This is a genomic window from Niallia circulans (assembly GCF_007273535.1).
In the GTDB taxonomy this organism is placed as follows: domain Bacteria; phylum Bacillota; class Bacilli; order Bacillales; family Cytobacillaceae; genus Niallia; species Niallia circulans_B.
In genome coordinates this window covers 2,668,092-2,690,471 of sequence record NZ_RIBP01000004.1, presented here as the reverse complement: position 1 = coordinate 2,690,471, position 22,380 = coordinate 2,668,092, and the positions used below count along the sequence as shown (strand labels likewise).

At 37.5% G+C, this 22,380-nt stretch carries 19 protein-coding genes; 3 read left to right on the top strand and 16 right to left on the bottom strand.

The window, feature by feature from the left end:
* Positions 1–30 precede the first annotated feature (30 nt).
* From CEQ21_RS21235 to CEQ21_RS21215, 5 genes are all read right to left on the bottom strand, one after another.
* Positions 31–1,764 (bottom strand): ATP-binding protein, encoded by a 1,734-nt coding sequence (locus CEQ21_RS21235; RefSeq protein ID WP_185766224.1) that lies wholly within the window; start codon positions 1,762–1,764, stop codon positions 31–33.
* Between the two features lie 169 nt (positions 1,765–1,933).
* Positions 1,934–2,260, bottom strand: a complete 327-nt coding sequence (locus CEQ21_RS21230) for an ArsR/SmtB family transcription factor (RefSeq protein WP_185766223.1) — start codon at positions 2,258–2,260, stop codon at positions 1,934–1,936.
* Positions 2,260–2,694: an SRPBCC family protein gene (locus CEQ21_RS21225; protein WP_185766222.1), complete on the bottom strand. Its 435-nt coding sequence runs from the start codon at positions 2,692–2,694 to the stop codon at positions 2,260–2,262. Before CEQ21_RS21225 ends, CEQ21_RS21230 begins: the two co-directional genes overlap by 1 nt.
* A 124-nt stretch (positions 2,695–2,818) precedes the next feature.
* Entirely contained in the window at positions 2,819–3,130 is a 312-nt protein-coding gene (locus CEQ21_RS21220; protein WP_185766221.1) for an antibiotic biosynthesis monooxygenase family protein, read from the bottom strand.
* A 120-nt stretch (positions 3,131–3,250) separates the two neighbouring features.
* Positions 3,251–3,493 carry a hypothetical protein gene (locus tag CEQ21_RS21215; RefSeq protein ID WP_185767367.1) on the bottom strand — a complete coding sequence of 81 codons (243 nt, stop codon included), beginning with the start codon at positions 3,491–3,493 and terminating at the stop codon, positions 3,251–3,253.
* A gap of 166 nt (positions 3,494–3,659) precedes the next feature.
* On the opposite strand from CEQ21_RS21215, the gene CEQ21_RS21210 reads away from it, so the two are divergent.
* From CEQ21_RS21210 to CEQ21_RS21200, 3 genes are all read left to right on the top strand, one after another.
* A complete protein-coding gene (locus tag CEQ21_RS21210; RefSeq protein ID WP_185766220.1) occupies positions 3,660–4,019 on the top strand; it encodes a hypothetical protein in 360 nt (119 codons plus the stop codon).
* Between the two features lie 262 nt (positions 4,020–4,281).
* Positions 4,282–5,250, top strand: coding sequence for a bile acid:sodium symporter family protein (locus tag CEQ21_RS21205; RefSeq protein WP_185766219.1), 969 nt, complete (start codon positions 4,282–4,284; stop codon positions 5,248–5,250).
* Positions 5,251–5,436: 186 nt separating this feature from the next.
* A complete protein-coding gene (locus tag CEQ21_RS21200; protein WP_185766218.1) occupies positions 5,437–5,892 on the top strand; it encodes a GNAT family N-acetyltransferase in 456 nt (151 codons plus the stop codon).
* A 55-nt stretch (positions 5,893–5,947) separates the two neighbouring features.
* Here the strand turns inward: CEQ21_RS21200 and CEQ21_RS21195 are convergent, their stop codons facing one another.
* The 11 genes from CEQ21_RS21195 to CEQ21_RS21145 form a co-directional block, all read right to left on the bottom strand.
* Positions 5,948–6,526, bottom strand: coding sequence for a nucleotidyltransferase family protein (locus tag CEQ21_RS21195; RefSeq protein WP_185766217.1), 579 nt, complete (start codon positions 6,524–6,526; stop codon positions 5,948–5,950).
* Between the two features lie 126 nt (positions 6,527–6,652).
* Entirely contained in the window at positions 6,653–9,010 is a 2,358-nt protein-coding gene (locus tag CEQ21_RS21190; RefSeq protein WP_185766216.1) for a sensor domain-containing protein, read from the bottom strand.
* 183 nt (positions 9,011–9,193) lie between these two features.
* The gene (gene fumC, locus CEQ21_RS21185) at positions 9,194–10,579 is read right to left on the bottom strand and encodes a class II fumarate hydratase (RefSeq protein WP_185767366.1); all 1,386 of its coding nucleotides are present in this window, start codon (positions 10,577–10,579) and stop codon (positions 9,194–9,196) included.
* A gap of 362 nt (positions 10,580–10,941) precedes the next feature.
* Positions 10,942–13,971 carry a beta-galactosidase, LacZ type gene (locus CEQ21_RS21180; protein WP_185766215.1) on the bottom strand — a complete coding sequence of 1,010 codons (3,030 nt, stop codon included), beginning with the start codon at positions 13,969–13,971 and terminating at the stop codon, positions 10,942–10,944.
* Between the two features lie 24 nt (positions 13,972–13,995).
* Positions 13,996–14,814, bottom strand: coding sequence for a carbohydrate ABC transporter permease (locus tag CEQ21_RS21175; RefSeq protein ID WP_419181602.1), 819 nt, complete (start codon positions 14,812–14,814; stop codon positions 13,996–13,998).
* Positions 14,807–15,622 (bottom strand): carbohydrate ABC transporter permease, encoded by an 816-nt coding sequence (locus CEQ21_RS21170; RefSeq protein ID WP_235907416.1) that lies wholly within the window; start codon positions 15,620–15,622, stop codon positions 14,807–14,809. Before CEQ21_RS21170 ends, CEQ21_RS21175 begins: the two co-directional genes overlap by 8 nt.
* A 202-nt stretch (positions 15,623–15,824) precedes the next feature.
* Positions 15,825–17,114: an ABC transporter substrate-binding protein gene (locus CEQ21_RS21165; RefSeq protein ID WP_185766213.1), complete on the bottom strand. Its 1,290-nt coding sequence runs from the start codon at positions 17,112–17,114 to the stop codon at positions 15,825–15,827.
* 163 nt (positions 17,115–17,277) lie between these two features.
* Complete coding sequence (locus tag CEQ21_RS21160; RefSeq protein ID WP_185766212.1) at positions 17,278–19,044, bottom strand: cache domain-containing sensor histidine kinase; 1,767 nt, start codon at positions 19,042–19,044, stop codon at positions 17,278–17,280.
* Positions 19,045–19,054: 10 nt separating this feature from the next.
* Positions 19,055–20,566: a response regulator transcription factor gene (locus CEQ21_RS21155; protein ID WP_185766211.1), complete on the bottom strand. Its 1,512-nt coding sequence runs from the start codon at positions 20,564–20,566 to the stop codon at positions 19,055–19,057.
* A 311-nt stretch (positions 20,567–20,877) separates the two neighbouring features.
* Positions 20,878–21,609 carry an SMI1/KNR4 family protein gene (locus CEQ21_RS21150; RefSeq protein WP_268879007.1) on the bottom strand — a complete coding sequence of 244 codons (732 nt, stop codon included), beginning with the start codon at positions 21,607–21,609 and terminating at the stop codon, positions 20,878–20,880.
* Positions 21,610–21,786: 177 nt separating this feature from the next.
* The gene (locus tag CEQ21_RS21145; RefSeq protein ID WP_185766209.1) at positions 21,787–22,338 is read right to left on the bottom strand and encodes a hypothetical protein; all 552 of its coding nucleotides are present in this window, start codon (positions 22,336–22,338) and stop codon (positions 21,787–21,789) included.
* Between the last annotated feature and the right edge of the window lie 42 nt (positions 22,339–22,380).

The window sequence follows — 22,380 nt, the reverse complement described above, 5'->3', positions numbered from 1 at the left end:
TCCTTTTTTTATAAGGATAGACAGAAATTATCATGATTTATACACATTGCTTTCACTTTTCATTATAAGCTTATCCCCTTGTATCTTCACTAAGGGGATACTTACAGTGAAAGTAGTTCCTTCTCCTTCAACGGAATGAAAATGAATAGAGCCATTATGCTGTTCAATAATGTTATAGCAAACCATTAAACCAAGACCTGTCCCTTTTTCCTTTGTTGTATAAAAAGGTTCACCCAGCTTGTTTTGAATTTCTATTGGAATTCCAACTCCGTTGTCAATTATTTCAAACACTGCATTATCTGCTATTTCCTTGGCATTAACAATTATTTGTCCGCTTGCAGGAACTGCTTCAATTGCATTTTTTATAATATTCATAAAGACCTGCTTTATTTGGTCACCGTTACATTTACAAGATAGTGGTTTATTCGGTATGTTGAAATGAAGGATGACATTCTCCATGTTTGCTTGTGATTGCATGAAGGTACATATATCATATAAAAGCTTGGACAAGTCCATCACCTTTATTTCTGTTGAGACAGGCTTTCCGAGTAGTAATAACTCACTCGCAATCGTTTCTATTCGATTTATTTCTGCATCAAGAATCGGATAAACATCTTTAATATGCAAGGAGCCTTGTTCTGCGAGCTTCATAAACCCCTTTATAGCCGTTAGAGGGTTTCTTATTTCATGCGCGATGCTTGCGGCAAGCTGACCGGCAATCTCTAGCTTTTCGTTTCGAATCATCAAATCATGATTTTCTTTTCGTTCTTTAATGTTTCTGGCAATATGAATAATTGTTTTTTTGTCCTCAAAAACAAAAGGAAAAGATAATACCTCGACATCTACCTTTTTTCCAGTCAAAGCAATTAACTGAATTTCACACGTTGCAAAACGCTCCCTTTTCAAAACGCCAACTGCCTTTGCTTTAATTTGCATGTGAAAAGCAGGATCAATAATCTCCCATACCACTTTATTGTGAAGCTGGGCCGAATCTGCCTCCATTAACTTTAATGCTGATTTATTCGTATATGCTATATTTCCCCTTGACGTAATAAAAACGGCATCTGGCATTTCTTCTATTATTCTAGCATAATGAGATTGCGCAATTTTTAGCGTAGAAAGGGCATTCTTGTAGTTCACTTCCCTTCTGATGGAAGGATGTAAATTTTCACTATTCTGAAAGCTCGATGCAACAAGTTCATTATCTGACATAACATAATGACTGTATTTCATTATTTCCATATGGATAGAAGCTGGTAATTGCATACCATCAAATGCACAAATACCAAAGCTGTTTGATTTTCTAATAAATTGAGAAGCAGCTGCTTCATATTTAGATAGATTTTCAAGCAAATTTTTTTGCCCGTTAAGCCAAATGACCTTTCCCCAGTGTCTAACTGGCTTTCCAGTATTCAAAAGAGGGCGTACTATAGCTGTAAATTTGCGAACTATTTTGTCAGAATCTAGCGGAATATTCGGTTCATAAAAATCCACATGATTAATAAAGTTAATTTTCTCTAACTGCTCTTCATTAATCCCTTGCTCTTTAAGACGTTCATTAAGAAGGCTGAGCACCTTTTTATCGTCAATAAACAAGATTTCGTGATTCAGTTCAATACCTGCAGTGATAAAATAGAGGGCGTTTTCTATGTATTTATCCATCTCTGTGTATACATAGGAGATATGTGTTCCTTTTGTAATGATTGTATTTTTACTCAAAGCCGCCTCAGGCTGTATCATATGTCTAGAAGTAATCGTTACCATCTCAAGTCCCTACTTTCTTCAGTTGTTTCAGAGACATATTTTGTAGTACTTATTAACTTTTTGTCACCGCTACCATTCTCTTCTATCATACATTATTTTCTAGTTATTTTCCTAGCACAATTATTTTAAATAAATATATTCATATAAAAAAGACGCATAAATTGCGCCTTTATTTTTTGTCTTCTTCCATCAAATGTTTAAGTACAGACAGCCTGTTAAACCAAAACTGTTCATAGTAGGAAATCCATTCCTGTACTTCAGCGAGAGGCTCTGGACTTAAAGTATATATCTTTTCTCTACCAGTTTTTCTGGATGAGACTAGTTTTGCGTCTGTTAGGACTTGCAGATGTTTGACGATAGCCGTTCTGCTAACTGGAAACTGACTTGAGATTTCCGTTATCGGCATGTCTTTCTCAGATAACAGCTTTAGTACTTTTCTCCTTGTTGGATCAGCAATCGCTTGAAAAACATCGGATTTTCCAGCCGCAGCTGTCATTATGCTTCCACTACCTTTTTTAGCCTTTGAACAATACCGCTCCAGCCTTGATTCATTCTATCACGGATAATGGCAGACTTTTCATTTGCCTTGCCAATTAGGTCTTCTGTATTTTTCCAGCCGCCGTGGATGACAGTAAATTCCGTTCTTCCGTCAAGCTCTTTCAATGAAAAGGTAACAAACCAGCCCTCTGTATCCCAATCAAAAGACAGTTTATGTGGTGGTTCCAATGCTGTAACCTTACAAGGAGATGGTCCGAAAGGCGATTGAAGATGGAATTCATAGCCAAGCTCTGCCTGAAAATCATTTGGCATAAACCATGCCGCAATCCCTTCTGCTGTGGAAACAAAGTTCCATACCTTTTCAACACTTGCGTCAATTGTAATAGTTTGAATAATGTCTTGCACCTTACCATTGTTCTGATTAATTGTCATATGCTTTTGTTAGCTCCTTTATATTCAGTAATATAACACCTTTTGGTTATACTTTTGATTTTATAACACCTTTTGGTTATATGTCAAGTTAACCGCTAACTATTATTTTCATGCGCGAGAATCTTTATTCTTCCATCCCATACTCTCTTTCTACCTTGCAAATACGGACATGATAATCTTCATACCACTGTGCTTTTCCCTTGTCTTGTGCAAGCTTATGTGCAGCATTTTCCTTCCACCGCTTGATAGCTTCCAGAGAATCCCAATAAGAAACTGTTATTCCTAAGCTTGAATCACGTGCACTTTCCACACCAATAAAGCCAGCCTGTTTTCCAGCCAGCTCCTCCATTTTTTCTGCCATTTTTCCATAGCCATTATCACCAGCTGTTCTTTTTGATGTGAAAATAACAGCATAATATTCCTTTTTGCTTTCCATTAAAAATTCCCCCTATATATTCGTTTCCGCTTTTTTTATTTCGCCAATCTCATCCATAATTCCTTGTTATACATAATTCTGCTTCCTCCATATATAAAAAAGCATAGGACTATGCAAATCCTATGCCAATGTACTGCCTTTGCGCTGCATATAAAATTCAAGTGTCCCCATTTCTTCATTTGCCAGTTCTTCCATCTCTTCTAAATCCTGTCTTGTCACATATGGATCTTTTGCATTCCATTTTACAAATTTAATAAAATAATAGTTTTTAATTGGATAGAGGATAACCCTCGAATGGGCAAATTTATCATAAATAAATTCCATACTACCTTTTTTCCGATACGAGTAGGATTTTATTTCCACTTTCCCACCTGCTTTCGCTGAATAAAACTGCTTCATTCTACTATTCCCGTCTCGATTTATGCAAAACCAACTGATTCCATTATTTAATATCCTATTTTCTTTAACACTGTGCTATAATTACAAAAAATTCAACTGAATAGTTACAGCATAAGGAGATCCAATCATTATGGAAGAAAAAGGATGTTTTGACATAAAGGTGAATCGCTCCTCTAAAACGATTGATATGCTGATAGAAGGTACTTTTGATCCTGCCACTGTTGCAGAATTTGTAACTGATTACCGGAACAAAGTTGCTTATCTTTCTATTGCTGATGCCAAGCAATTTAAATTAATTATTGACTGCAAAAACATGGATGTTCTTACACAGGAAATGATTCCATATATGGAAAACTCATTTCGGCTTTATCAGGAGTTAGGCTTTGATAGGATAATTATCATTATTCCAAGAAGCCCTGTATTAAGAATGCAGCTAAATCGTATGGCAAAAAGAACAAGTTTTCCAAATGCTATCATTGTCGAAATATAAGATTAACAGGGAAATAGTGTCTTTCTTTATTTATATCAAGTCTTACTAGAAAAACAAGTTTAATATCCAGTTTTCAAAAAATAGACATATTTCCCAGCTTCATCTCCCTACAAAACCCCTTATAAAAGCTAAATAAAAATAAGAAATTAGACCCATTATATCGGAATCATCTCATATTGATTTTTCTAAATATTTCATCTAATATAGTGAAGTGATTTTATTTGAAAAAATCTGAATTATCATTCTTTGGAGGTTTCGTCTTATGGGATTCATCGAGAAAATTAGCAGCTTTGCAGGAAAAACATTTACATTATGGGTTTTGGTCTTTGCGGCAGTTGCGTATATTATGCCAGAGCATTTTGTTTGGATCGGCGATTATATCGTGCCACTATTAGGAATTGTTATGTTCGGTATGGGCCTTACCCTTGAATTATCTGATTTTAAAGAAGTATTTACACGTCCTAAGGATGTTGCGTTAGGAGTTATCGGTCACTTTGTGATTATGCCGCTTCTTGCATTTTTATTGGCTGTCGGCTTAAACCTGCCAAGCGAAATTGCCGTTGGCGTCATTTTGGTAGGCTGCTGTCCGAGTGGTACAGCATCAAATGTGATGGTTTTTCTTGCAAGAGGAAATGTTGCACTAGCTGTTGCCATTGCGTCTGTTTCTACAGTTTTAGCACCAATTGTAACACCGCTGCTTATCCTTTTGTTTGCTAGCAAATGGATTCAAATCAGTGTAGGGTCTTTATTCCTTTCGATTGTACAAGTTGTTATTATTCCGCTTGTGCTTGGATTCATCGTGAAACGCTTCTTTGGCAAACAAGCAAAAGCAGGGGCAAAAGCAATGCCTCTCGTATCTGTTATTGCAATTGTTTTAATTGTTGCTGCAGTTGTGGCAGGCAGTGCAGACAGACTTGCTGAAACTGGTTTATTAATCTTTGGAGTCGTCATTCTTCATAATGTGCTTGGCTTTTTAATCGGCTTTTTCTTTGCACGGCTTTGTGGCATGGACCTTGCAAAGCAAAAGGCTGTTGCCATGGAGGTTGGCATGCAAAATTCAGGTTTAGGTGTCGCTATTGCCTCAGCACACTTCTCTCCACTCGCAGCTGTTCCTAGTGCTATTTTCAGTGTTTGGCATAATTTATCTGGTTCTGTTCTTGCTAATATTTTCAGCCGGATGAAGGATAAAACCAAAACAGATTCGACTGTTAATAATAAGCTGCAGGTTTAATATTTAGGGAAGTCTAGATTAAAGCTGAACTAATTTATCAAGTAATTAGTTCGGCTTTTTATTTTGTAAGCACTCTTTATTAATGTATGAAAATTCTAAATTAATCTTTTACTTCGTTTTCCGTATGATATTATTATAGACATAGGAAAAACACACTCACATTGAATTAGAAGGGAAGAATAATGAATGATAATCAAGATTGACGACTTACGTGGTCCTGAAATTGCTGCACTGCTTGAGGATCATCTATATAGTATGACACTTCACTCTCCGCCTGAAAGTATTCATGCCCTTGACTTAGATGGACTTCGCAAGCCTGAAATAACGTTTTGGAGCGCATGGGAAAATGGCGAGCTTTTAGGCTGTGGGGCAGTAAAGGAATTGGATCAGACTCATGCTGAAGTGAAGTCTGTTAAAACCTCTTCTGCTCATTTGCGCAAAGGCGTCGCACAACAGATTATGCTTCATATTCTGGAGGCCGCTAAAACAAGAGGCTATACACGTCTTAGTCTTGAAACTGGCTCAATGGAGGCCTTTTTGCCAGCAAGAAAATTATATGAAGCATTAGGATTCACTTATTGCGGTCCCTTTGCAGATTACATACTGGACGAAAACAGCCTGTTTATGACCAAATCATTATAAAAGCAGCATTCGGCTAGAAGTTCGTAACTAAATATGAGTTCTAGCCGATTTTTTGTTAGAGTAGACTCTCCTCTATTCCTAATATCTCCAGTCTTGTCCAGTGATTTTGCCAAGCTTTTTTTATTACTCTATTCTCATAAATGTTTCTCTTATCTGGCTTTTCATACAGTGGAGTTGGCCTGACTTTAAGAGAAACCGTATCTGTGATTCCCCACGGGGCAGCAAAAACAAGGCTGCCATCTTCATCTAGCTTTACCCCTAAGGCCGTTGCTGTTTCAGTAAAATGGGCGATCCCATCGACTGCAGATGTATAAGGCGGAAAATCATTAAGCGTATGCATTCTAGCTTGGTTTTTGACAGACCAAGGTAAAAGGGAATGAAGCTGCTTTAACTTTTGCTCCAATTGCTTTTCTTCTTCTTCCTCGATATTATTCGCATCATAGTAGATAACATCAATGTCTGGTAGTGGCGTTCTAACAGAAAAATGATGCACCTTATCCCAAATTTTTGAGCGTACAAACCCTGCACAAATCCACCAGTCAGGCAAGTCAAGCTTCTGAACAATTTGCAGTATATCCATCATCCATTCATCATCTTTTATCCATTTCATGACTTCCTGTTCTGTTATACTCATAAAAAAAACACCTTCTTATTTACTGATTATATTTCTTTTATCGTATCAACCAATCATATAATTTGTAAATATTAAAAAAAACACCTCCACTAAGTTAGAGCAAAGTCTAATAAGTGGGGTGTATTGTTATAGTATTGCCTCAAATTTAGCCATGGAAATGGGCTTGGAAAAATAATAGCCTTGTGCCTGATCACAGCCAAGCTGAATAAGCTTTTTCACCTGTGCTTCTGTTTCCACACCTTCTGCGATTATTTCTAGCTTTAGATTTTTTGCCATGGAAATGATGGCTGACACAACCTCTATATTCCGTTCAATCTGATCAATAAAGGATTTGTCAATTTTAATACAGTCGACTTGGAGCTTATGAAGATAGGATAGTGAACTATAGCCAGTACCAAAATCATCCATGCTGATACTGATGCCCAATTCACTTATTTTCTTTAATGTTTGGTTGACTACCAGTTCATTTTTCATGACGATTCGCTCTGTTATCTCAAGTTCAATGATACTTCCAGCAATCCTATACTTTTGCAAATGTTCGGCAATAAACGTTATAAAATCCTCTCTTAATAAGGTTACAATCGATATGTTAATAGAAATCCGTCCAATATTTTTACCAGCTTTATTCCACCTATGTATGTGTTTGCATACTTCTGTGAACACATATTTTTCAAGTTTGACAATCAGACCGCTTTCTTCAGCCAACGGGATGAATTCATTAGGTGGAATAAAGCCTTTTTTATTATGCTTCCACCTAATTAACGCTTCTGCACCGATAATATTGCCGCTTTCGATTTGATATTTTGGCTGATAGTGAACAAACAGTTCCTGGTATTCCATCGCTTTCCGCAAATCACTTTCCAAACCAACTTTATGATTTGCATGAAGAGACATTTCGTTATTAAATTCCTTGTACCCATTTGCACCAGCTTCCTTCATCTGATACATAGCAATATCTGCGTATTTCACGAGATCATCCACATCTGTTGTATGCTCGGGAAATCTGCTTATGCCAACACTTGCTGTCAAAACAATCTCATAGCCGTCAATAAGAATTGGCTGCCTGAATACTTGGTTAATAGATTGAGCGATTAACTTATACAAGTCCTTTTTTTCCAAATCATCGGGAATGATTATAAGGAATTCATCTCCCCCAAACCTTGCGACCTTTCCTTTATCGAGCACTAACTTGTCTAATCTTCTCGCAATTTTCTGCAGCAAACTGTCACCAAAGGAATGACCGAGTGTATCATTAATGCTTTTGAAACGATCAAAATCGAGCAGCATTAGTGTAAAGGGGATATTGTTTTCAATATATTCATTCATCGTCATTTTGGCAACCCGTCTGTTGGACAGCTGGGTAAGATCATCATGAAAGGCAAGATGTTTAATTTGCTCTTCTGATTTTTTCTTTTCTGTAATATCCTCCACTAATGCAAAAACACCGATAAATTTATCATTCGTTATAATCCGCACAGCGGTAATATAAACATCTTTTTTGCTATTGTTTTTCATTGTAATTTCTGTTTCGAACTTATGGACCATTTTTGTATTATATCCAGATAAATAAGCATCCATTTTATTTCTGTCAATATTGGAGAAGAGCTCAAAAGCATCCCTGCCAAGCAATTCCTTCTCCTCCAATTCAAGGAGTTTCGTGCCTTCGTAATTAACACTATTAATTGCTCCGAGCAAATCTATACCAATAACTGCCACAGGATTATGCTCAAATAATGCTGTATAAAAATTTGCCTTTTTACTCAAAATCGTGTCACCTAAAAAATATGGCAGCAGCATTAAGAGGAAATTAGCTCCGATTGTTAGGATAAACGGAATGAAAATTTCATAGTCACTATACATGTATCCTAAATTAAATTTTAAAATCGATACTAAAACAATATAGGGAATATTCGCCAGTGATACCCCTGCAAGAACAACGCCAATATACTCCCATTTTTTCGAAGCGCCTTGAAATATATCATCACTGGTTATTTGAATTAAAAACCTGAAAACAGAGAAGGACGAACCTAATGTCAGTAAAAAGGTTGTCAAATAAAGAATAAGATTAAATTGAATATGCTGACTGAATAGCAACGCAAAACCAAATGTATCTGATGCTATTAAACACACTGCCAAAAATAGACTTCCCCATAAATAATGGCTTTCCTTACATGTTTTCAATTGTGAGAGGGAGAGAATGACTAAAGAACCAATAAAGCAAAACAAAAAAATAAGGATAAAGTATATTGGAAAATCCTTTGACGAATAGTTCAGTGGCACCATATAGGAAATAAGAATAAAAGTAATCCAAAAAGAAAAGCCTAGCAACAGCGAACCGCCGATAAGGATGGCGGTTTTGTTGTTTACATCCATCCTTATCTTCTTGCTAATCCACAGCCCTATTGCACAGCTTATTACAGACATTATCGGAATTAAGATCATATATTGTGCATGAAAGTGATCGATGATGTTTTGAAAAAGCAATAACATGACCTCCTGAGTAATAAAGCTAGCTTGTTAAGTAAACAAGTCTATAAAACAATTAAAAAACCAATTGAGACTTTATTCATAAGACTATACTACTATTTTATCATGAAGTTAACAAATATAATCGTCGTTTACATAAAAAAAACGGAACCCATTGGCAAATGGGTTCCGCTTGAAATTTTATTTAGGATATGTCATCTCTTTCGGCTGGATGTAGCTGTCGAATTCTTCTTCAGTTAACAGCTCTAATGCTAAAGCTGCCTGTTTTAATGTAGAGTTATCGGCAAATGCTTTTTTAGCTATTTTTGCTGCATTTTCATAGCCTATTTGTGGATTTAAGGCAGTCACAAGCATTAAGGACTCATTTAAATTTTTGTCGATTTTTTCTAAATTTGGCTCAATGCCAATTGCACAGCGATCATTGAAGGATAGAATACTGTCAGCAAGCAGGCGGGCTGATTGCAGGAAATTATATGCAATGACTGGTTTAAATACATTCAGTTCGAAATTCCCCTGACTTGCAGCAAACCCAATTGCTGCATCATTCCCCATTACCTGTACAGCCACCATTGTCACTGCCTCACTTTGCGTTGGGTTTACCTTTCCAGGCATGATAGAGCTTCCTGGCTCATTTTCAGGAATATTGATTTCACCGATGCCGCATCTTGGGCCACTTGCAAGCCAGCGGACATCATTGGCAATCTTCATCATATCTGCAGCTAATCCCTTCAACGCTCCGTGTGCAAACGTTATTTCATCATGACTTGTTAGTGCATGGAATTTGTTTTCAGCAGAGGAAAATGGTTTATTTGTGAATTCGGTTAATTTCTGACAGACTCTCTCAGAAAATTCCGGATGCGCATTTAAGCCGGTCCCAACTGCTGTACCTCCAATAGCGAGCTCGCGTAAGAAAGGTAAACTTGCTGTTATCATGCTTGCTGACTTTTCAAGCATTCGGTGCCAGCCGCTGATTTCCTGCCCTAGTGTTAGTGGTGTGGCATCCTGTAAATGGGTGCGACCGATTTTAACAATATCAGAAAATGCCTCTGTTTTTTCCCGGAAGGTTTGCTTCAGCTTATCAATAGCAGGAAGCACAACATCTTCTAGCTGCACAACTGCTGCTATATGCAGAGCTGTTGGATATGTATCATTGGAGCTTTGCGATTTGTTTACATCATCATTCGGATGCAAACGGGTTTCTGATCCTTTTTCAGCAAGCCATTTATTCCCCGCAAATGCAATTACTTCGTTTACGTTCATATTTGACTGTGTACCACTGCCTGTTTGCCAAACAACAAGTGGAAAGTGCTCATTAAGACTGCCATTCAATATTTGATCTGCACCAAAGCTAAGCGCTTCCGTTTTTTCTGTTGATAAAAGCCCAAGTTCATTGTTAACAATTGCAGCGCTTTTTTTCAAAAGAGCAAAAGCATGAATGATTTCAACTGGCATCTTTTCTTCACCAATAGGGAAATTTTCTTTGCTTCGTTGTGTTTGTGCCCCCCAATAACTATTTGCCGGGACTCTTATTTCTCCTATTGTATCCTTCTCCAAACGATATTCCATTGACATTCCATCCTCTCCTAAATAAATTGTCTGTCTATCTATTATTATAAACGGTGATGACTGAATTTTCATATTTAATCTCTTAAAGAGGTTGTTTATATTTTTTACAAAATCTGCATACTAAAAATGGGACAGATGACTTTTCTAAGTCAAGGTAAATTAGTTATACATTATTACAAACTCTTTTAAAGAAATAGCTGTTCGTTTCTATGTTTTTACAGTGACAATCAAAACAAAGTGAATCAGGATGTTGAACCCTCTAATTTATTGATTTAATAGACTGCCTAAAATAATTAAAACAGCCTATCATCATAAAAAAAAGCCTTATGGTCCATCATTTTGAAGGACAATAAGGCTTTTGACTATCTTCTCTCCATAACAAACTCAAATTCTATGTCTTCACTCGCATGAAGCAAATGTTCTCTATGAACAGGCGCGCCCCAGCTGTCGTCACCACCAACACCCATCTGCCTGCCTGCGATCGTCGCCACAGTATAATGAATGTTTGGAAGCTCATATACATGCTGAGCGTTCTCAAGCTCAAATGCAGTATATGGAGAGAAATTACATTCTAGCGGTTTGTTTACGTACGAGATAGTAATGCCATGGCCTTGCTCGTTCGTTACAGATACCTGTCTGACTCCAGTACGATTGCCAGATTCCTGTGGCATTACATAGCCTGATAGGTTATCAGAAACCTTTTGGTGGAAACGGCTTAGTTTGGCACCCATTGCTCTATCGGAATAATTTTCTTCAGGTCCTAGAGCATACCAATGGGTCTTGCTGTATTCGGCTGGAAGCTTGAAGGATAAGGCAAATATCGGCAGCTGCGGCAATTTGTCAGCACCTTTATATACTGACTTCACATGAATGCTTCCATTTGCAAAAACTGTATAAACCACCTTCACTTCTATGTCTGCATGGACAGAAAAAGCATATGTGAAGGCAACACTAGTTTGGCTGCTGCTTTCTTCCACCTGAATATCTGTGCATTGCCTTGCAAGGCTTGCAGCATACCATAATCCAGAATGATAGCTTTGTGAAAAGCCTCTGTCATTATCTGTTGTTGCCCTCCAAAATAATGGTGCAGGTGGCATGGAAATCATTTCTTTACCTGCATATGACAAGGATACTAGACTACCAGATTGCTTGGAAAAAATAACAGTAAAGTCCTTGCCATGGACGCCTATATTAACATCACCATGGACAGTTTTTATCTCTCCAAGTGGTTTTGTTACTTGCTTTTCCCCAGTTTCATAAATATATTGACCGAACGCGATTTCATAACCTGCATCAGCCCACAGTGTTTTCTCCTTTAAAACGAATGAAGCCTGAATACAGTATTCACCTTGCGCTCCTGTTAGATTGGCAGGAAACGTAACCGCAACATGAGCAGAGCTTTGCGGCTCAACGGAGGCTGACAGTTTTTTCGTACTTATTTCATAGCCATTCAAAAACAGCTTACATACTAAGTGATAGTTTTCCGTATTCGTAAACAAGCTTTCATTTTTTATCAAGACTCCATTTTGATCTGGAACAAGTTTGAAATCTTGGTACAGGAATTTCACTTCCTGCATTTTTGGTGATACTTTACGATCAGCATAAACAATGCCATTTGTGCAAAAACCGTAGTCTGTTGGCCGGTCATCGAAATCCCCGCCATAAGCCAAATATTCCTTGCCAAACCGGTCCTTTTTATAGAGGGACTGATCAATATAATCCCAAATAAACCCGCCTTGGTACATTGGATATTTTTGCTCTAATTCTGTGTATTTGTACATGCCTCCAAGGGAATTTCCCATTGCATGCATATATTCACAGCTGATATAGGGCTTTTCTGGATTGTCTGTCAAGTATTTCTCAATATGCTCAGGCTTTGCATACATGCGGCTTTCCATATCACTTGCAGCATCGTATTGACGATTATGGAACACACCTTCATAGTGGACAAGCCTGCTTGCATCTTTGCTTCTGAAATAATTGGCAACATTTAAGATTACTTCGCCGGCATATGATTCATTTCCGCATGACCAAATTAGAATCGATGGATGATTTTTATCACGTTCTACCATGGAAATCGCCCTGTCCATTACAATGTCTTGCCACTCTGGCTTATTCCCTGGAATATTCCAGGAAGGTTCAACTGCCCCCATCTTTTGCCATGAGCCATGTGTTTCTAAATTCATCTCGTCAATAACATAAACACCATATTCATCACATAATTCATACCATAAGCTTTGGTTTGGATAGTGGGAGGTGCGGACTGCATTAATATTATGCTCCTTTAATGTTTTGATGTCCCATAGCATATCTTCCTTTGAGATGGCTCTGCCATGTCTTGGATTAAACTCGTGGCGATTAACTCCTTTAAATACAATACGTTCGCCATTCAGTCGCATGACTTTATCTTTCAGCTCAAAATGTCTAAAGCCCAGTTTCTGCGGAACAACCTCAATGAGCTCGCCAGATTCATCAAAGACACTGACATATAAAGTGTATAAATAAGGATTTTCGGCGCTCCAAAGCTCTGGATTTTCCACATCCATTTGAATTGTCCAATTGTTAGTTTGCTCGGTTCCAGCTGCAGACGAAAGTGTTTTTCCATTCTTGTCCGTAAGCTCTGCAGCTATTTTAGACACAGCTTTTCCTTCAAGCTTCACGTTTGCAGCCAAACTGCCTAATGTATAGGTGTCATTCAATTCAGGACGAACGTGAATATCTGTAACATGGATAGTTGGTACAGAATAAAGGTAGACATCACGGAAAATCCCTGAAAATCTCCAGAAATCCTGATCCTCCAGCCAGCTTCCTGTACTGCGCTGATATACCTCTACGGCAAGCTTATTTTCTCCGTCTGTTAAATATGGGGTCAGTTCAAATTCAGCAGGTGTGAAGGAGTCTTCACTATAGCCGATAAATGTCCCATTCAGCCACACATAAAACGCAGATTCTACCCCTTGAAACGAAATATAAAGTGGTGAGCCTTCCAAGTTTGCAGGCACCGTAAAATATTTAACATAGCTGCCAACTGGATTATGGTCTGTCGGAATTTCTGGTGGTCGTATATCTTGGTGACCGTCCCAAGGGTACATCGTATTCACATATTGAGGCTTCCCATATCCTTGCAGCTGAATATGACCAGGCACAGATATATAATCCCAGCCAGAACAATCAAAATCTTTTTGATAAAATGTGCTTGGCCTTACACTTGGATTAACCGCATAATGAAACTGCCAATCTCCATTTAAAGAGCTGCGGAGCTTCATCGGCTCTTTAGCTATTGCCTCCGCTTTTGTTTCATAGTATAAATGGTCCGAATGTGCTGGAAGCCGATTAACAGCAAATACACTGACATCCTCAAGCCAATCTGTTGTCGGAATAATTTTTGTCATTTTTTAAACTCCTTTCATTGCTTACTATTTCACTGATCCCATCATGCCCGCAACAAAATGCTTTTGCATAATGAAGAAGATAAATGCTGCTGGTAATGTTGCAATGACAATGGCTGTCATGATAACACCGAAATCTGGAGAGTAACTTGATCCAAGAACAGAAATCAATAACGGCACTGTCTGGTTTTCTGGTGACTGTAATACGACCAATGGCCATAAATAACTGTTCCAGCTTGCCATGAATGTAATAATCGCAGCCGCCGCATACGTCGTTTTCATCGTTGGTACATAAATTCGGAAAAAACAACCCAATTCTGTTAAACCATCAATTCGGCCAGCCTCCAAAATATCCTTTGGAAACATCTTTGTGCTTTGACGGAAGAAAAAAATCAAGAATGCTGTTGTTACTGTCGGTAATATAACAGCCGCAGCAGTGTCAATTCCTATATATGGTGCAGTTTGTGAAATCATGCCAAACATTCTGAATAAAGGAACCATCAATGCTGCAAACGGAATCATCATCGACAATAAAAGAATATTAAAGACCATGTCCTTCATCTTGCTTCGATAAACCTCAAATCCATACCCTGCCAGCGATGCAATGAGCAGGGAAAGCACTGTTGTAATGATGGATATTTTGCCAGAATTAATTAATGCAGGAATGATGTCAACCGTTTCAAGCAAACTTTTCAAATTTTCCATAAAATGACTGCCTGGCAACAGACGTCCCTGTGTGACATCGACTGACTTATTTGTGGAACTGACAATCATCCATAAAAAAGGGAACACAGAAACAATGGATGCAATCGTTAAAAAACCATAGCTAAATACTCTCTTAATCATTTTTATCACCTGCCACTTTAAACTGGATGATGGAGAAAATTACAATCATAATCACAATGGCATACGAGACGGTCGCTGCATAACCAAAGTCCGGAGTATATTTAAATGAAAGGTTATAAATATACTGGGAAATCGACATCGTGGCATTCCCCGGGCCGCCCTGTGTTATATTCATGACCTCATCAAACAGCTGGAGTGTACCAATTGTGGAGGTAATGGAAGTGAATAAAATAATAGGCTTAAGCATCGGAATAGTAATTTTGAAAAATGTTTGGATACTTGATGCCCCATCCATTTTTGCTGCTTCGTAAATGGATTGGTCGACATTTTGCAATGCAGATAAATAGAAGATCATATTGTAGCCAGTCCAGCGCCAAGTTATCGCCGTAATAATAGCGATTTTTGCCCAGAAAGGGTCTGTCAGCCATTGAATCGGCTCCGAAATAAGAGAGATCTTCAGCAAAAATAGATTAATAATGCCATCAAGTCCAAATAAATACTTGAAAATTACAGAATAAGCAACTAATGATGTGACACACGGCAGAAAGATGGCTGTCCGGAAAACACCTTTAAACTTTAATGTTTTATCATTTAATAAAACCGAGATGAACAATGCGAGCAAAATCATCACTGGAACTTGAATAATAAGATAAATTACCGTATTTTTCACGGTAGTCAAAAACGTCGGGTCCTTAAGTAGGCGTGCATAATTATCAAAGCCGACAAAAGTTAAATTTGTGCCTGATCCTGATTGCAATGACAAAATAAATGCTTGAACCATTGGATAAAAATAAAACAAGCAAATCATTGCAGATGCAATCGTTATAAAGGACCAGCCTATTGCCGTGTTTTTTGTTCGCAGGCTTCTTGACGTTCTTACTGGCTGGAGACCCTGATTGGTTTTTGCTGGAATCACAACTCAACACTCCTTGCATCTAGTTGATAAAAATGCAGCCTTAAACGGAAATTTATATCCAAGTTAGGCTGCATTTTTTCATCACTACTCTAATTTATTTGATTTGCGCCTCTGCTTGTGTTTGTGCATCCTCAAGGGCTTTATCAAGGTCTTTGCCTTTTAAGTAGTTTTGTGCCTCTACTACTAGAAGGTCTTCAATGGCATATGTGTGCAAACCGTAGTTTATTTGCGGAATTTGTTCTGTCCATTTCGCAAAATCAGCTGTGACTTGCTGTCCGCCAAAGAAATCATCTGCTTCTTGATAAGCCTCCCCTTCAACAGCAGGAGAATAAGTTCCAATTGCACCTACTTCTTTATTAAGCGTTTGGTAGAAATCAACATTAGAACCAAATGTTTTGCCAAGGAATTCAGCTGCCTTCTCTTTTCCAGGAACGTTCAAAACATACCACGAGCTTCCGCCAAGGTTGGAGGAGTTAACAGAACCTGCCACATCAGGCAAGCGCGGTAAGGAAACTACGCCCCATTTTCCTGACTGGGAGCTTTCCGCTTTAACAGATGGAGTTATCCAGTTGCCTGTTGGCACTGTCGCAATATCACCACTGTTAAAACCTGCCAAAAATTGACTCCAATCTGAAACTGGTGTGACAATATCTGCATCTAAAAGGGCTTTATATGTTTCGAAAGCCTTTTTTAATGCTTCGTTTCCAGCTAAGTTAGGTGTCACGCCATCTTCCTTCGTATACCAAGAACCTGCAGATTGAATCATCATGCGAATTAAACCAAGATCATTAGGATCTTGTGTAATCATGTTTTTGCCTGTTACTTCCTTCACCTTTTTTCCAATTTCAATATATTTATTCCAGTCAACATCCTTAATATCATCAATCGAATAGCCTGCTTCTTCTAAGTAATCTGTTCTAACATACAAGCCTGCAACTCCAGTATCAAATGGCAGCCCGTAATTTTTTCCTTCCACACTTGTAGGAGCGATTTTATACTGAGCAAAATCGTCTTGCTTAAAGCTGTCCGTCAATTCATAGAACATATCTGGATATGCTTGAAGGAAGCTTTGCGCACGATAATCTTCTATCAAAACAATGTTTGGCAGCCCCTTCGTCGTGCCAGAGCTTAAAGACGTGTTAAGCTTTTGAATAATGTCATCTTGAGCATTTTCAATTACTTGAATATCAAGGTCTGAATTTTCGGATGCATATGCATCGACTGCTAAATTCATCGCTTTAATATTAAAGTTAGGATCCCACGCCCATACCGTAATTTTATTTGTATCCTTTTCGTCTCCAGATGCATCCTCTGTATTGCCACCAGAAGAACAAGCTGCCAAAAGCAGAATGCTGGCTAGAATCAGTGCAAGTAGCTTTTTCATCCATTTCCCCCCAAGAATCATTCTTTTTTGTAAGCGTTATCACTTACACTTATTATGTTAGCATCCTGTTCGGGAAAATCGTTAGGAAGATATTTTTTTGTTTTTGTACTATTTCAAGGAAATGAATTCGCTTACAACTTTTCATTTGGATTTCTTTTAGATTTTATGATTTTCTTTGTATCGGAAGGGTAATTCTTATTTTTGTTCCTGCTTTAAGCTCGCTTGTAATTTCGACACCATACGGCTCACCATAAATAAGCTTAATGCGTTCATGAACATTTGTAATGCCAATGCCAGAGAAAAGCTGCTGCTTTCGTTTTGTTTGCTGTTTTAAGCTGTATGTCTCCTCCATGCCATCGCCATTATCAACCACCTCACAGATTAAGCTGCCATCCTCCTGCCAAATCAGAATATGGATATAGCCTTCCTGCTTCTCAATAAATCCATGAAAAAAAGCATTTTCAACGAACGGCTGCAGTATCAGCTTCGGTACAAGAATATCGGCACAGTCTGGTGCAATAAAGTAATTCACCTTAATCTTATTTCCGTATCGTTTTTCATTAATAAAAACGTAGTTACGCAAATTAGTCATCTCCTGATCCACTGTGATCGTCTCACTGACATTTCCAATCGTGTTTTGTAATAATGAGATTAAGGAGTTAATCATTGCATCTGTTTCCGCGATATTGCCTTGACTAGCAATAAATTTAATTGATGCTAAAGTATTATAAAGAAAGTGAGGATTGATTTGCTGCTGCAATGCCTCAAGCTCGGCATTTCGGCGCTGTTTCTGTGACAGAACAAGCTGATCGACATATTCATGTAATTCATCGAGCATCGAGTTAAAGGCAATGCCGATTTTTCGCGTTTCATATGTGCCAGAAACTGATACATATTCATCAAAATCGTATTCTGATGCACTTTCAATTTGTCTGACAAGACTAGACAAAGAGTTAGTTAGTCGTCTTGAAGCAAGCAGAACTATAAATAGTGCAACAATCACAACCCCCATCGAAATGAGTAAAATCTTTTTCTTATCAATTAAATTACCAAACGCTGTATCTTTATCGATAATATTAAACATATACATATCAAAAAAAGGTATATATTCCATCATAATGATTTGTTCTCTTCCCAGAAAATCGCCAATTACGTAACCATTATTTTCATTTGTCCCAAACTGCTTTTCATAATCCTTCAGCTCACTTGAGTGTTTGCCGATTTGTTCTGGCAGGCTGCTTGAAACAATAACGCCTGCTTTATCGACTAAAAAGACATTATTGCCAGGAGAAGTATAGGTCGCATAAAACTTACGGAAATCACTTTCGCGAATAGATATATATGCTGCCCCGTACTGCTCACCCGCACGATTCACAAGTGCCTTAGAAGCAACAAGATAACTGCCTGTGTCATTATTTGGACGCCAATCATAATGATATTGCAGTTTATAAGGAGCCTGAGCTGTTTGTTTTGCTAGACTGCTTTTATTCAACTCTTCATCTGTAATTGGCCAAATGGACCTGTCATTTGTTGCGTAGCTTAAACCGTTTTCCCCTGCAACAATGATGCCAACATCATATGCAGCTAAATTAGGTTCAATTCGTCGAATAAGTTCTCTTAGTCCGTATATGGATTGAAACCGCTCAATATTGGATTCGTTTTTGTCTGTCAGCATGTCTCTTATAGCAATGCTTTGCTGCAAATTATTTGAAGCAATGACGACAGAATAGTGATATTTCTCATAACTATCCTTAACCTGGTCCATAACCTTCGCATTTGTTATGCTGAACTTTTCAAAAAAGAATTGTTCACTCATGCGGATTGTTGTCCATGTTATCGTTATAGAAACGATGATAATGATAATGACCGTAATCAGTGACATTGTGATGAATAAATTGCTGTGTTTAAATCGTTCTGGTATAAGATTCATCGTTAAGTCATCACTTCTCCACCCATTGTTTACGTCGAAACTGACTTGGTGATAGCCCTTTCATTTTTTTGAATACTTTACAGAAATAGCTATGGTCGGAATAACCGACAATTCCACTTATTTCCGAAATCGGCTCCGTTCCTGCCGTAAGAAGCTTAGACGCCTCTTCGATCCTGATTCTGTTAAGATATTCGCTAAAGCCTTCCTTCATATGTGTGGAAAAGTAACTGGACAAATAGGATGGATTAAAGTGAAAGTGATTCGCTACATTTGTTAGTGTCAGCTGTTCTTGAAAATGTTCATTCAGATAGGAAATGATTCTTTTTATATTTATACTATCTGGCTGTTCAAGCATAACTTCAATTATTTGTTTCACTTCTTTTAAAAACCGCTCCAGCTGTAATCCTACTTGATCAGCAGCTGCCGCTTCCTCAATTCCGCGTAAATACGTATATTTTTCCTGCTCCAATTTTTTTACATCATATTCCATATTTCCAAGTAAAATCGTCATATTAAAGATAATATTGCTGAAAAAAGACTTATATTCATAGACATCAAGATGGAAACTACCAGAAATATTTGCAGCATACTCCTCTACATAGGATAAAGCAGAATCAAAGCGTTTACTTTTAAACTCACTTATGAACCAATCTAAGTGAAATGCTTCTAATTCAGAGGTTTCCTCAGAAAGAACTTGAGCTGTTAAAACAGGAATTTCGGGAAAATAAAACCGAGAGTTTATTAATTTCACTAATATTTCGTTATATTGCTTGCCGATTAATGTAAAGTCCTCGAAACGATCTGTTAAAACAAAACGCAATCCCATCTGCTCGTTAGCCAGTTTTTCAAAATAAGCTTGTAATTGCTGTACATCTTCGCCATTAATAATGGCAATGTCCTTTTCAATAAAACAAGTAAACCCTCGTCGTTTCAACCCACTGATTATTTCTAGCTTAAAAGTATCCATCCATGCTTGCTCGCCCGAAGTTTGAATGGCAGCTAACCAGTAATTTTCGGATGGAAATACGGCTGCTATTTGGTCGTCATTTTTTTCCACATCATAACCTGACAGCATTTTACGAATTGCCTGTTCGATATAAGAATTTCCTTCGTTCTTTTCTGGCAGCGTTTGCCCAGCTATTTTCTGCTTCATTTTTCTTAAAACCGTCAGTAAACTGTCCGAATTAAGCTTTGGCTTTAAAATATAATCGAGCACACCATTTTGAAAAGTGGAGCGGACATAATCAAAATCCCCAAAACTGCTTAAGACAATCACGCCAATCTGAGGATATTTCTCCTTCAATATTCTCGTCAGCTCTTCGCCATCCATAATTGGCATGACAATATCTGTAAGGATTATATCAGGTTTAACAACCTCAATAAGTTCAAGTGCTTCCTTTCCATGTGCAGCCTCCCCGACAATGTCAAAACCTTCCTGTTCCCAATTGATGTAATGCTTAATCCCCTGCCGTATCAATATTTCATCATCTACAATCAGCAATCGGCCCCGTTCTATTGCCATTGATATCCCCCCTGCCAGTGAAAAGATGTGTTACGTATGCGGTGACTTTAAAAGCAAATACATTTCAGTTAAAACAAGTGAATGCTACACCTTATGTATGGACTTGTGTGGTAATAGTACGCTTTTACATGTTACTCTGTTTGACAGCATAGCAAATTGGTTATCTGCCTCCTTTCAGCTTTTTATTAAGTATATCATGGGTTCAGAGCTTTATTTTATAAAAAATAATTAATATCAGCACTTTATGTATGCGCTTTTATACTTTTCAAAATAAAAAAGCATGGTCGATGATTAAACCATGCTTAACACTCTTATTCCTGGTGTCTTGATATTTCATACATTAACATTATGTCTTGAAGAAAATCTTGGATTATTGGCGATTTATCATTCTTTAAATCGTTTATCAACAGTTTGATATGCTCTACATTACCTTCATACATTTCCACCGTTCTCCACAATGCTCCAACTGCCTCATGCTTCACATCATCATTTTCACTTTTAAACAGTTTTTTTAAATAACCATAAAATTCTTCTTGGATACTATTATCAAAAAAATAACTACAAAATATCGAAATTCCTTGATAAATATCCTCTATGTCCTTACTTTGAATTAATCGCCTGCCTTCTTCAATTGATGAAAATTCACCATCATCGTCCCATTCATGTAGATACAAATGGTCAAGCATCGCTTGAAAGGTCGGATAAATATCCGTTATCTTGTCTTCATCTGTTTCAATATAGATAACGGAAGGCACCTCTTTATTGTTATAATCCAATGCAAACCAGCTATGCCCATCCCCGCTTATTAAAATAATCTTCTGTCTGTTAATTCCCCATTCCTGCACATAATAATCTGTTTCAAGAATGCCTTTATCCTTTTTTATTCCAAGAAAATGGTCTATTTCGAGATGATCATCATCCTCATACCTGTTAAAGGCAATCGGCAATGCATTATAAATCAAGCTGCCGCCATTTTGTTGTTTCAACAGCTCGATATACTCGATTGGCAGCTTCACTTGAAAATGATTTTCTGCTAACTGAATATCTTAATCTAGTAAGTCTCCGAGATTATAATAATCGGAGTCTTTTCTCCAAATGGACATATAGTATCCACTCCTTATTTATTAAGTGGTGTAATGCATAAGCATATGGAAAAGACACTATGTACCTTCCTATGGCGAAATCCATCTTTATTTATCAAACAGTAGCGAATAAAATGATTAAGACGACACAACTTCCACCTTATCTGCAATATTGTCTTCATTAAAATGGATAATAAGCCACTCCGCGTCCATTGAAATGAAGCCACGTTCAGCACCGAGCAGATAAACCATATTATCCTTTTCTTTAAAAGATGCTTCTTCTGTTTCTTGTCCTAACAGAGCAACTATGTCTTTTTTCTGTTTGCCCTCTAAAGGATGCTCTTTTAATAAATGATCAATCATAAAGGTTCGTTCTGAATCCTTCTCGAGCCATTTTTCGGTCGTGAAAATAGATTTATATTGATTAGCCGTAAGCAGGTACAGACAAATTATTGGAGCGATGCTATAAAGAAGCACTGATTTCATATATTTTAATATTGTTGTCTGCTTGCGTTTTTTCCGAAAATATCTTACAACCAAAACAATAAGGATAGGGAGTACTATTATTGTTATATTGACAATATTATAGGTTGATTGAGAAGCTTTGATGATAATATAACAGCCGGTATAATATAGTGCATATAAGGATATGCCTAAAAACCGGAAGATTGCCTTCCATTCCGAATCCATTTTCCACCTCTATTTGAATATTTTTCTATATTTTAAATTACC